Origin of the sequence: Agrilactobacillus yilanensis (genome assembly GCF_003946725.1) — a bacterium.
Lineage (GTDB): Bacteria > Bacillota > Bacilli > Lactobacillales > Lactobacillaceae > Agrilactobacillus > Agrilactobacillus yilanensis.
Genome location: NZ_RHOY01000008.1, coordinates 73,391 through 86,471, shown reverse-complemented (window position 1 = coordinate 86,471; position 13,081 = coordinate 73,391). Strand labels below are relative to the sequence as shown.

11 protein-coding genes are annotated in these 13,081 nt (G+C 38.8%); 4 read left to right on the top strand and 7 right to left on the bottom strand.

Translation table 11 applies throughout. The features are described 5' to 3' along the window. The first annotated feature begins 12 nt into the window (after positions 1-12). Positions 13-1,560: a glycosyltransferase gene (locus tag EKM93_RS07240; protein ID WP_125714491.1), complete on the top strand. Its 1,548-nt coding sequence runs from the start codon at positions 13-15 to the stop codon at positions 1,558-1,560. 77 nt (positions 1,561-1,637) lie between these two features. On the opposite strand, the gene EKM93_RS07235 is transcribed toward EKM93_RS07240, so the two are convergent. From EKM93_RS07235 to EKM93_RS07205, 7 genes are all read right to left on the bottom strand, one after another. Further along, positions 1,638-2,753: a Gfo/Idh/MocA family protein gene (locus EKM93_RS07235; RefSeq protein ID WP_125714489.1), complete on the bottom strand. Its 1,116-nt coding sequence runs from the start codon at positions 2,751-2,753 to the stop codon at positions 1,638-1,640. 15 nt (positions 2,754-2,768) lie between these two features. After that, on the bottom strand, positions 2,769-4,841 hold the full coding sequence (locus tag EKM93_RS07230) for a sialidase family protein (RefSeq protein ID WP_125714487.1): 2,073 nt from the start codon (positions 4,839-4,841) through the stop codon (positions 2,769-2,771). Next, positions 4,838-5,302 carry a YhcH/YjgK/YiaL family protein gene (locus EKM93_RS07225; protein WP_125714485.1) on the bottom strand — a complete coding sequence of 155 codons (465 nt, stop codon included), beginning with the start codon at positions 5,300-5,302 and terminating at the stop codon, positions 4,838-4,840. The genes EKM93_RS07230 and EKM93_RS07225 overlap by 4 nt, the downstream gene beginning before the upstream one ends. Before the next feature lie 30 nt (positions 5,303-5,332). After that, the gene (locus EKM93_RS07220) at positions 5,333-6,877 is read right to left on the bottom strand and encodes a sodium:solute symporter (protein ID WP_125714483.1); all 1,545 of its coding nucleotides are present in this window, start codon (positions 6,875-6,877) and stop codon (positions 5,333-5,335) included. Between the two features lie 128 nt (positions 6,878-7,005). Further along, positions 7,006-8,205, bottom strand: coding sequence for a cation:proton antiporter (locus tag EKM93_RS07215; protein WP_125714481.1), 1,200 nt, complete (start codon positions 8,203-8,205; stop codon positions 7,006-7,008). A gap of 11 nt (positions 8,206-8,216) precedes the next feature. Beyond that, positions 8,217-8,942, bottom strand: a complete 726-nt coding sequence (locus EKM93_RS07210; protein ID WP_125714479.1) for a sugar phosphate isomerase/epimerase family protein — start codon at positions 8,940-8,942, stop codon at positions 8,217-8,219. A gap of 225 nt (positions 8,943-9,167) precedes the next feature. Then, positions 9,168-10,031 (bottom strand): ROK family protein, encoded by an 864-nt coding sequence (locus tag EKM93_RS07205; RefSeq protein ID WP_125714477.1) that lies wholly within the window; start codon positions 10,029-10,031, stop codon positions 9,168-9,170. A gap of 275 nt (positions 10,032-10,306) precedes the next feature. On the opposite strand from EKM93_RS07205, the gene EKM93_RS07200 reads away from it, so the two are divergent. The 3 genes from EKM93_RS07200 (at position 10,307) to EKM93_RS07190 (ending at position 12,894) form a co-directional block, all read left to right on the top strand. Continuing rightward, positions 10,307-11,176, top strand: a complete 870-nt coding sequence (locus tag EKM93_RS07200; protein WP_125714475.1) for an N-acetylneuraminate lyase — start codon at positions 10,307-10,309, stop codon at positions 11,174-11,176. A 27-nt stretch (positions 11,177-11,203) separates the two neighbouring features. Then, positions 11,204-11,899 (top strand): N-acetylmannosamine-6-phosphate 2-epimerase, encoded by a 696-nt coding sequence (locus EKM93_RS07195; protein WP_125714473.1) that lies wholly within the window; start codon positions 11,204-11,206, stop codon positions 11,897-11,899. Between the two features lie 170 nt (positions 11,900-12,069). Next, positions 12,070-12,894, top strand: coding sequence for a MurR/RpiR family transcriptional regulator (locus EKM93_RS07190; protein WP_125714471.1), 825 nt, complete (start codon positions 12,070-12,072; stop codon positions 12,892-12,894). The last annotated feature ends 187 nt before the right edge of the window (positions 12,895-13,081 follow it).

Genomic DNA, 13,081 nt, shown 5'->3' with positions numbered 1-13,081 from the left:
GAGGCTGAAACCATGAATTTCTTTATGACCAACAACGTAGGTACACGCACTTCCGGGATTGAACACGCCCAAGTTATGCGGTTGAACTTATTTAATAAGTTCCAAACCGACGCGGCCATCGTCTCTACCTTTTATTATTCTCGGTTCCATTATGATTTCCATCAGAACGGCTTAGATGATGCCCATTCCATTAACCTCTTTGATTATTTCTTAGAAACTTTAAATTTGCCATTGCAGACTTTTACCTTGACTGATTTTTTGGCTCAGGAAAATTTAAGCGACCCTAAAGCTTTAGGCGAAGACATGACGCCGAATCATTATGCCGTACTGGGCTTTTTAGCCACTTATCCCGATGGTAAACAAGCGATGATTCGGGTAGACAAAGATACTGATCAAGTGGATTCTGTCGCTTATGCCACAGCTGAGGGTAAAATGCTATACTCTGATGTTTATGATTATCGTGGTTTCAAATCTTTAAAATTTGAGTTCGATGCCACGGGGCACTACACAACAAAAGCGATTTATACAAAACCAGATGGGACAACTGCTTTGCAATTTATCTACAGTACCCCTACTGAAAAGCAGCCCAGTCAAGTCTCCCGAATTGTTTTGACCCACAATCAAAGTGTCCAGATATTCATGAATGACCGGGGCCTGCAAACTTACTTTTTTGACCAATTAAATCAAAGCCATGGCTTGAATAATTGCTTTATTTCAGATCGTTATGAACTGACACCGGCATTGGGTGATATGAAAACAAAAGCTAAGAAGTACGTCTTCATCCACTCTAACTATACCTTAGATCCAGATGACCCAATGGATCCTAATTTGAATTATAACTACAGTTATGGCATTCAACGCAACAATTTATTTGACGGCTTAATTGTGGGTACTGAAGCAGAGCGGGCTGATTTAATAAATCGTTTCCACTTCAAAAAGCCCGTTTATGCTATTCCTAGTGGCTATATTGATCCGGATATACCTCAAGTTCAAATTTCACAACGACATAAATATGAAATTATGGTTGTCGCTCGAATTTCACCTGAAAAGCGTTTAGATCAAGTAGTCCGGGCATTTGCTAAAGTCCATGAAGTTGTGCCAGAAGCCGTCTTAAACGTTTTTGGTTTCATTGCCGATAACGCTTCTGCCAAACTATTAAATCAAACCGTTGAAGAATCCGGTGTCATGGGCGCCGTCCATTTTATGGGTTATCATCAAGATCTTTCAAAGTTTTATGACGAAGCTGTTGCAATGGCCTGGACTAGTTCTGGCGAAGGTTTTGGTCTTGCTTTACTTGAAGCTATGAGCCATGGGGTACCCGCAGTAGCTTATGATATTAACTACGGCCCTGACGAAATGATCGAAAATGATGTCAGTGGTTTCTTGATCCCTAACGGCGACGTGGACGCCCTGGCAGAACGTTTACGCCAGATTGTTCAAGATGATATTTTACAACAGCGTTTGAGTGAACACGCTTATCAAGCGGCACAAAAATACAGCCCTGATGAAGTATGGCAAAAATGGCAAGTATTATTGACAGACGCAGCTAAAACCAACTAATTTAAAGGCAATAGAAAAAGGCCACCGTAAAAGGTAGCCTTTTTTGTTGGGCGTGAAATTAACTTGTTAATCAGATTTTATTCGCCGATAATCTCCGAAAGTTTTACTTTCCGATCATCATTAAGCGATCGTGTACAAGCATCCGCTGTCGCAATTGCTTCTAGTGCAGCTTCACCGGTGAGAAGTTTTGCAAATTCATCGCTCACTTCTCCCCCCTTCATAATGTACTGAAGATAAGCCATTTCTTTATCAATATCCGTCGCTAACCATAACGGTGTCCGGATACCTGGTTTCCCATATTGAATGGCACCATCCATACCACCAATACTATTCCCATGATAAATATTTGTTCTATCGTCGTCTTCTGCTTGTGTTTCATGAATCAAGAAATGTGTATCTTTACCATCTACGCGCAATGTACCACCGCAGTTGAACAAGTCTAACTTGATAGCACCTTTTGTCCCTTGAATCATAATATAATGCTCACCCCAGCGAAAAGCTGAGCCCCATTCCAAGACAGCATACCGATCATCATCAAATTCTAAGTTAGCAATAATTAAATCATCTTCATCACCAAAATCTTTTTCTTGATGCGCCACATTACCACCCATCATCGTTGCTTGTTTTGGCAAACCACCCATAATGAATTGAACACAGTCTAATTCATGAATATGGTGATACAAATGTCCACCAGATTTTTCACGAATCTTCTTCCATGAAATACTCTTTTGGGTATCTTCCCAACCAGTTCTAACCGCATGACAATATAGAACTTTCCCAATAGTCCCTTGACTGATCAGTTCCTTAGCATGATGTACACCATTAAAGAAATTCATAATATGTCCAGCCATAAAGATGACATTATTTTCTTTACAAGCATCAACCATTGCTCGGCAATCCTCATAAGATAAAGCGATTGGTTTCTCACAAAATACATGTTTACCGTGTTCTGCAGCCTTAACAACAGGTTCTCTGTGTAAATAGTTAGGAGAAGCAACAACAACGCAGTCTACATCAGGTCTTTCTACTAACTCGTCTAATGAATTAGAGATATCACTGCCCAGTTCTTTAGCAATTGGTTCTGCATTTTCTGGATCATAAACCGTTACAATTTTGGCATCTTCAATTTTATTAAGTGAACGCGCTAAATCAGCGCCAAAATAACCTGTTCCTACAATTGCATAATTTATCATTTTGTCTGCTCCTCTTTAATTTAAAAGTTGGTCAATGGTTAAAGATGTGTAGGGTAGAACATTTTTCATGTGTAATTCATTTCTTGACCATGAATCAAATTTTTCATAAAACAAGCCGATATCGTGATTAGGCAACTCTTCAACAGCAGAGTATGAATAGCCATAGTTACTGTAATCTACATCATAGTGATACTTCCAGTTAATTGTATTATTGGCCTTATCAATTAGCCCCGTCCACAATTGACCATTTCGACGACCATTCGTTGCATTAGGTGTGCTTAAAATAACGGCTTCCTGTCCATCAATTAATTGTGAATACTTAATTATTGATAACTGTGTACCATATCCTGGATTGTTAATAAAATCTAGGTATTGTGGTGCACCCCATGTATCTCCGCCGTCTGTGCTAGTCATATAGGCGACTTTACCATTATTAGTTCGCATATAGGACTGAAGGACACCTGAATTAATTTCTACAATTTGTGCTTCGGCAGACCATCCCGAAGGCAGTTTTACACTATTTGCCGCCCAGGTTAAACCATTATCATCGCTGTAAATGTAAACAACATCGGCACCTGTATACGCAGGAAAAATAATTCTACCCGTTGTACTAACAACTGTTCCTTTACCAGGTCCTAAATAAGCAGCATTATGGTCTAAGCCCATTACTGGTGGCAATAATGTTGGTTCACTCCATGAAGTGCCATTATCATCACTTGTTGTATAAGCTATATAATTAGTCGGTACTACTTTAAACAATGCATCTTTGTAAAAAATATTCATATTTACAAAGGTTCCATTGTGATACTCATGTTTTACGCCATCTTTAAACTCTGCAGAATATTGTTCTACTTTCAAATACTTGCCGTTCTCCATGAGACCATAGTGTCCATCTACACCATATGTTGTAGGTTCATTTGTTGTGTCATTGTAGATAACGCCATTTTCTCTAATGGTATAGTTATAAGCTGTTTCTCCAGTTTTTTTCAACTTAACGTAATACTTACCATTAATTTGTTTATAACCAGAATCTGACCGATTAGCAGCACTAAATCCAATACCAGCCGGCATAACATCAGCCATCATAATAACCTTGTTGTCTTTAGGGGATTGAACCATAACAGAGTCAATAAATGTTGCGCCACCGCTAATTTTTAGATCTCTATCGCCTGGCCCTCTTGGCCATTCAATTGGCTCATTTGCAAAATCTTCAAACGCTAATGTTAGTCTAGGGGTTGCCCATGTTGCACCATTATCATCACTATAACTTGTTGCAATATTGATCTTATTTAGAAAATCATGGGTGCCACCATATCGGGCATCTGCACTTGCTAAAATTCGTCCATTATTCAATGTATATAGTGATGGTATGCGAAAATAATTGGCCCCTGTTTCATCATTTGCTTTGAAAATTTGAACTGGTAAGTCTGACTCGATTGTTGCAGATTCAAGCACTTGATCGTTTAAACTCTCGTTATAGACTTTTAAACTATTAATTTCACCAGAAAAGTTAAAGGCCAACTTGCCTGCCCGATTAACACCGCCAATATTTATGGCATTCATACCCGTTATTTCATTAATCCCTTTAAAATCAGAAACTTTTTGCTCAACTATCTTAGTCCCATTGGCAAATAACGTATACGATTTTGCTTCACTATTTGCTACAAATGCAATGGTGTTGTAATGTTCAACGCCTTTACTTTTGCCCCATAACGCTGCTGGTCTGGACACTTGATAGTTAATTGCTTGATTGCTATCTCTCAGTTCAATACCTAATTCACCAGTATTTCTCATATAAATATCAAAATAATTATTTTGATACCCTTTATTATTGTTAGATAACCCTATTAAAGCCTGCAATGCATTGCTATTATCAGATTTAAATCTAACAATAATTGTTTGATCATTCCCATTTAATAACGGGCTTAATGTTTCTGTGATGTCTAAGCCGCTATTTGTGAGGGAAATATCATTTTTTTCATACACCGGTTCTGTTGCAGCACTAGCCTTATTAGAACTAAGTAAGCCACTAACCATTAACATTAAGCCTAAAACAACAAACGTAAATCTAATTGTTTTTACTTTCATTGTTTTACCTCACTGTTTAAAACTTTAATAACCAGCTTTTTAACTAGTGCATCATTAACCTTAATTTTGGGTTGATGAATATCTTCGGCAAATGTTATCAGACAGTTTCCCGGTGTTAAGGTCACAATTTGTTCCGTAGTCCCATCAAATAAAACAACGTCATCTTCTTTATTAAAAGCACTTCTAGCTGTAACTTTATCCAGACTTGTAACCGCCATCTTTTCTTGATTTTCTAAAGTAAGATGAATATCTAGATATTTGTGATGTGTTTCAAAAAAGTCACCAATTTTTCCATCTGCGGTATAAGTCATATAGTTTGCAAAAACATTATCACCATTAATTTCAATGCGACCTTCTGAAAGCTCTGAAATATCCAGATTTTCTAAAAATTGACAAACATCTATAAAGTAAGGGTTCACCTTCACATATCTGCGTAAGTCTTTTATATTTGCAATAATCATTTACCGTTACCCCCAAGTAATGTTGAATAATTATTTTCGTCTTGCCCAACTCATATCTTCTTTAATTTTTGAAATATCGTAGATTGTTGTATTTTCTGGTGCCAATTCGTTTTTGTTTGTAATCAGTGAAACAATGTAACCTACGACTAAGGAAACTGAAATTGAAATGATTGAGTAAACCCAAATACTAACAGCTTCAGCAGGAACACCATACTTAACAAAAATCATTACAAGACCTGAAGCTAGTAATGCTGCATAAGCACCTTGTTTGTTCGCTTTTTTAGAAACCATCCCTAAAATAAACGTACCACCAAGTACCCCTAATACTAAGCCCATAAATCCGTTAAACCATTCATAGGCAGATTTAATATCTGAATGCGCTAATACAATTGAGATAATAATTGAGAAGATCCCAACACCTAAAGAAATCCAACGTGCTAATCTTGTATTCTGCGCATCTGTCCGATGTTTTTTACTAATGGCATCTTGTATATCTAGAGTCCATGACGTAGCAACGGAGTTTAATCCGGTTGAAAGCGTTGATTGTGCAGCAGCATAAATTGCGGCCAATACTAACCCTGTCAATCCTACTGGCATTTGATAGGCAATAAAGTAAACAAAAATTTGATCTTGCGGAATAGCGTTACCAGGATCAGATGGGTTTTGTAATCTATAATAAACGTATAACCCTGTCCCAATTAAATAGAAGACAGTTGCGATCCCTAAAGATAGTACCCCGTTTGTAATAAGCATTTTGTTTAATTTTTTAGTACTTTGTGTTGTTGTAAAGCGTTGCACGATATCTTGTGATGAAGCATAAGAAGATAAAATATTTAAACCTGAACCGACAATTAACAAGAAGACAGAGCTCTTCAAGATATTAGGATCAAAAATACTCTCTCCTTTAGCTAAGAATTTACCATTAGCTAATTGTTCCGCAACAGAACCAAAGCCACCATCAATATTTCTCATTAATAAGAACATTGAAATGATAACCCCAACAATTAAAACAGCCCCTTGTACAAAATCCGTCCATAATACAGATTTGATACCACCAGTGTAAGAATAGATAATAGCAACGACACCCATTAAAATAATAAGGACATTAACATCTATTCCTGTTAGCGTTGCCAAAGCAGCAGATGGTAAATACATAATAATAGACATCCGACCTACTTGATAGACAATAAATAAGATCGCGGACACGCCACGAAGCCCCTTAGAATTAAATCTTCTTTCCAAGTAGTCATAAGCCGTATCAATATCCATACGTGCATAAATAGGTAAGAAAAATTTCACTGACAATGGTATCGCAATGATCAACCCTAATTGTGCAAACCATAATAGCCAAGAGCCAGCATATGAATTACCTGCCAATGTCATAAACGAAATTGGACTTAACATTGTTGCAAAAATAGAAACAGATGTTACATACCAAGGGATCGTTCCGTCCCCTTTAAAGAATTCCTTACCTTCCATTTCCTTTTTTGAAAAGTACAGCCCAAACAGTAATACCGCAATTAAATAAACGATTAGAATAACTAGATCCGCTGTTCTTAATCCGCCGTTTCCCATATTTATATATTCCTTCCTACATAACAGTTTTAACTAAAAATTGCCCATAAGAAGTTCTGAATAAGTTGATAAACTTATCAGCCTACTTAAAATAAGTTTTATTATTTTATTCGATAGTATTTACCCTCTTATGGGGCCTGATCATTAATTTCTGTGGTACTTTGTTTCTCACCATGTTTCACAGTTCTTTGAATAAATAATTTTAAAATTAGTGGTGCGATTAATGTTGTAATGACAGTGACAACAATCATCGCAGTGTAGTGGTTTTTATCAATCAAGTTTGCGGTTAGCGCAACATTCGCAACGACCAAGGCCATTTCCCCTCTGGAAACCATCCCGGCACCGACAACGTTGGACTCATCCCACGTTAATCCGAAGAATTTCGCACCGATAGCCCCGCCGACTTGTTTGCCTAAAACAGCAATAATAATTAATAAAATAATGAAAATAATATCGTTTTGCATACCCTTGAAAGTGATATTTAACCCGATACTCACGAAGAAAACGGGAATAAAAATCGCATAACCAATCGGTTCTACTTTCAAAGCCAATGACTCTTTGAATTTTGTTTCAGAGATTGCCAATCCGGCAAAGTAAGCCCCTAAAACATCACTCATCCCTAGTAAAACAGCAATTGCCGCAAAACCAAAGCACAGAATCATCGCTGCTGTAGTTTCGTTTTCGCTGGCATTTAACTTGTTAAAGAAACTAATAAAACGCGGTACAAACCACTTACCTAGCGCCAACATCAAAATAAAGAATAGGATTTTTGGCCAAGCCATCCCCCAAGCAGATTGCTGTTGGGCTGCCGCGCCACTGCCGAATAGACTGACACAAATGCCCAATAAAATGACGCACATAATGTCATCTGCTACCGCAGCGCCTAGAATAATCGCACCTTCTCGCGTGTTCATTCGGCCCATTTCTTTAAGTACTTGTACCGTAATACTGACCGATGTTGCACTCAAAATTAAGCCTAGGAATAAGGCCGTTGACCAAGCGAAGTCAAATACATACACACACAGCAATGCCGCACTCATTGTTGGGAAAATAACCCCTAATGTGGCTACGGTCAAAGCCGGTTTCCAATATTTCATTAATAAACTCAAGTTACCTTCTAAACCGGCAATAAACATTAAAACAATAACGCCGATTTCTGAGAAATAATGCGTAAAGGTATCTGGTGTTAAGATATGTAAGACTGCTGGTCCAGCGATTACCCCCACCAATAATTCCCCAATAACGCTTGGAAAATTTAAGCGGTTAGATAAATGCGCCCCCAGTTTTGTCAATAATAAGATTATGACTAGTTGGAGTAAGTAGTTCATGATAGCCCCCGTTAATTTAATAGTTTATTTACTAGTTGAATTTGGTCATTGAGTGCTGCCGGCTGGATAGCATATTCTAAGAATACAGGGCTCGTTGGTTTAAGCTGCTGGACTAGACTTTGCCAATCCGTTAACCCTTCACCTAACAAAACTGTATCTTGATCTTTAATATCCTTTAAATGAAAAATCGTTACTTGATCTTTTAGCGCCGCAAAAGCTGTTTCTGGCTTTTCATCAATCCAGTACCAATTTCCAGAATCAAAAGTATATCCTAATGGTAACTTATTTTCTTGAACCCATGTTAAATCTTTTACAAAAGTTGCCAAAACTCCATTTTGATTCGGCTGATTTTCAATTGTAACGGCAACATTAGTCGTTGAAATTTTTTTAAGGGTTTCAAGTTCCGTTTGGTTCAAGGTTGGTAAAGTCCCGAAGCTGTATTTCAAGCCTTTGATTTGATACTTTTGAGCCATCGCCAGATTTTCGGTCAAACTCGGATTCAGTCCGGTTGCCGTGAATAGTTCTTCAGGCACAGAATAATAAAAATCAAAATTTTGTGCTTGGCAGAATTCTGCAATCGCTGCCAATTCCTGCGCTTTTGTTTCGGGTTTGAAAAATTCTCCCCGAACTTCAATCGCATCTATTGCCATCCCGGCTAATACCTGCACACAATCACTTTGAGCAACGCCGTTTTGCATTGCTTCTAAAAATACAGCTGTATTGATCGATACGTTCATAATGAGCCACCTTTCAACAATTACACATAAAAAACCACTACTTAAACAAATATAGAAGGCTTGGCTTTTGATAAAGCAGCCTCTCAGTCAGCGGTCAGACGACTGAGATTTTCTATATACCATTTTAGTAGCGGTTGAATTTAATAATTTGAGTGATGATTACAGTAAGCACTGTAACATACACAATAATTATTGTAAACGCTTTATTTATTTTTTTAAACTGGTCTATGCCTTCAGTAAGCCGGCAACAGCCCCATATAGTTGCGCTTTGTCAGCTAATTGAGCGACCTTTAATTTTGTTTGGCACAGGTCCTTTGGCAAATACTTCGCCAAACTATCTTCTAGTAAGGTTAGTAAATAATCCCCTTGCTGGGAGACGGCCCCGCCGATTAAAAGTACCTCAGGATCAAAGAATAATAAGACTTGGGCTAATCCCGAAGCCACCTCATCTGACCAGGCACTGATGAGGTCAACATAAGGTGCAGTCCCCGCTTTGGCGGCATCAAACGCCGCTGGCACACTAATATCATAAGCTTTTAAAGTGGCTTCCAATGCTAAAGTTGACGCCCGTTGTTCGTATTTTGTCTGCGTTTTTGGATCATACAAAGTATAGCCAATTGAATTTGCTGTAGCATGCGCCCCATTAAATAGTTGCCCGTGATTTAAATAAGCGCCCCCGATACCAGTACCTAAGGCAATGCAATATACTTCTTCAGCAGCTTGAGCCCCGCCAGCTAATTGTTCTCCTAATAAGGCGGCGTCCACATCATTCACTACAAAAACCGGCAAACCCGTCTGGGCAGCCAAAGCCGCTTTGATAGGCGTCCCTTGATAACCAGGAATAGTTGGCCCAGCATATTGAATGCCGCCATCAGCGCCGACAATGCCGGCCGTGCTAACACCAATGCCCGCTAGTGTCGTCTTTGCTTGAAATGCCGCACTTAAACGCTGCAATTCTTTTAAAATAAAACCATCCTTATTTTTTTCTGTAGCGCATTTGCCCTGCTGGCTTAGTTTTAGATCACTTGTCATCAAACCATATTTAATGGTGGTGCCGCCTACGTCAAATACTAAGTATTGTTTTGTCATCGTCTTCATTCCTGTCTTATTTTTTAGTTGCGGTCTAAAATTATGTCAATGAAATCGGTTTGATAATAGCATGAACTGGCAAAATTCACAAAATTAATTAAAATCAAAAAAGATTTTATGCCTTGATATTAAAGGGATAAATGTAATTTATGAAAATAATTACCTAAAAATAGTATTGCAATATTGATTACCGCATCGTATGCTATGTCATGTAAGCGGTTGAATTATTGAGATGATGATTACAAAATTTATTTAAACTGAGGAGTTTATCAATCATGAAAAAATTATATTCAGCATTAATGACAGCTTTTAACGAAGACGGTACTGTTAATGAAAAAGGCGTTCGCGCTATGGTTCGTTACAACATTGATGTGAATCATATTGATGGTTTATACGTCGGTGGCAGTACTGGTGAAGCCTTCATGCTGAACCAAGACGAAAAAAAGGCGATCTTTAAAGCCGTTATTGATGAAGCTGATGGTGCGATTGATTTAATTGCCCAAGTTGGTGGCTTGAACTTAATTGAATCTAAAGAATTGGCTAAATATGTGACAGACCTAGGTTACAAGACAATCTCTGCCGTAACGCCATTTTATTACAACTTCTCATTTGAACAAATCAAACACTATTACAACGAAATCGTCAAAGATGTGGATACTCAATTAATTATCTACTCTATTCCAGCTTTAACAGGTGTTTCCCTATCTATTGACCAATTCGCTGAATTATTCGAAAATCCAAAAGTTATCGGGATTAAATACACGAACGCTGACTTCTACTTATTAGAACGTTGCCGTCAAGCTTTCCCTGACAAATTAATTCTATCTGGTTTTGATGAAATGATGTTGCCAGCCTTAGCCTTAAACGTTGATGGCGCCATTGGTTCTACTTTCAACTTGAACGCTAAAAAAGCTAAAGAAGAAATTGCGGCTTTTGAAGCTGGCGATTTGACAAAAGCTTTACAATTACAAAAGGAAAGTAACGATTACATCACTGATCTATTGCAAAATGACCTTTACCCAACAATCAAATTAATCTTCAAAGAATTAGGTGTTGACGCTGGCTACTGCAAAGCTCCAATGAGCAAACCTAATCCAGAAATGATTGCTGGCGCTAAAGCAATCTGCGAAAAATATTTTAAATAATCAATAATTAACGAAAAGAGAATTCCCATGGCAAAAAATAATTTCTTAGAAACGGTTAAAGGCAAGCTAATCATTTCTTGCCAAGCCTTAAAGGGTGAACCTTTACACAGCTCCTTCATCATGGCTCGTATGGCTTTAGCAGCTAAAGAAGCTGGCGGTGCGGCAATTCGGGCAAATTCCGTCGTTGATATTCAGGCCATCCAAGACGAAGTCCATTTACCAATGATTGGCTTGAATAAAGTAGACTACCCAGACTCTCCCGTCTACATTACACCGACTATGAAAGAAATGCGTGCTGTGGCTAGTACTGGCGCTGAAGTTGTCGCCTGCGATGTTACCGGCCAGCCCCGACCTAATGGTGAAAAGCTAGCCGACATCGTGGCACAAATGCGCCAAGAATTCCCGGATACCCTCTTAATGGCGGATACAGCGACTTTAGAAAACGTCCGTGAAGCCGATGCCTTAGGTTTTGATATTATCGGTACAACGATGCACGGTTATACACTGGATACTCAAGGGCTTAATTTAGCCGACAATGACTTTGAATACTTGAAATCTGTCTTAAAGACGGCACAACATCCCGTGATTGCGGAAGGTAAAGTAGATACGCCAGAAAAACTACGGCGCTGCTTGGACCTAGGCTGTCATGCGGTGGTTGTGGGTGGTGCGATTACTCGGCCACTACAAATTGCCCAAAGTTTTGTAAAAGCCATTCAAAATTAATTTTAATTTAATTCGTAGACTCGTCCTGTAGGTTAAAGCTGATAAACCTGCGGACGGGTCTTTATTTACAGCTTGATTACAATTAATTGAAAACTTCGTTGCAACTCTGAAAGTTACGTTGAACCGTGATAAGCTAGTTAAAAAGCCCTGTAGACAGGAATGAATTCATTATGAGTATTGTAAATATTGTAGAAGAACAGTTTGACACCTTATCTCGTCAGGAGCGCAAGGTTGCCTTAAAAGTAATTCAAGCCCCTGAACAAGTTCAAAATATGACCATCTCAGCCTTAGCCAAAACCGTCGGCGTTAGTAATGCCACGATCACTCGATTTGTTAAAAAAATGGGCTGCAGTGATTTTTACACCTTTAAACTTCAGCTCGCCGTCGTTCACGCCCCTGCCGAACCTGCCGTGAGTGAAGATCGAATTACGGATAGTGTTTATAATTATTACCGCCGAATTTTAACCGGTACTTGGGAACGGATTGATGTAGACAAACTCAAAGAAACCGTTCAAGAAATTTTTGAAGCTAAAAGAGTCTATTTATTTGGTTTGGGCAGTTCTGGCTACACCGCCAATGAAATGACCCAACGCCTGTTGCGGATGGGTATCTCCGCTTTTTGTATGACCGACAGCCACATTATGTTCATCAGTAGCAGTATCGTCCAAGCAGGTGATTTAATTTTAGCGATTTCATTATCTGGTAATACTTCCGACGTTAACCGCTCCGTAGAACTCGCCAAGGAAAACGGCGCTAAAATTGTAGCCATTACCGCCTCCAGCAACAGTCGCCTAGCCGCCTTAAGCGATTTAACGATCCTCGTTAAAAACAGTAACTTTGTTGATAATAACCGCTTCGTTAACTCCCAATTCGCCATCATCTACGCCCTAGACATCATCACCACCATGCTGCTGGAAAACGACACCTACCGAGAACGAATGAACCAAACCATCGAATTAATCATGGATAATAAATTAGACGCCGGCGAAAATTAGAGCGTGAACTAGGGCGGGAAAACCGCGAGCACTAACCTAGAATTATGAAATAAGTGCACTTCGCTTATGAATAATTCGTAGTTAGGTGAGCGTTTTGCCCTAGTGAGCGCGTTTCAAAACCAGAGCGTGAACCAACACGGGTTGATTTCGCAATATAACCTAGACTTACGACATTAGTCGAGAGTGG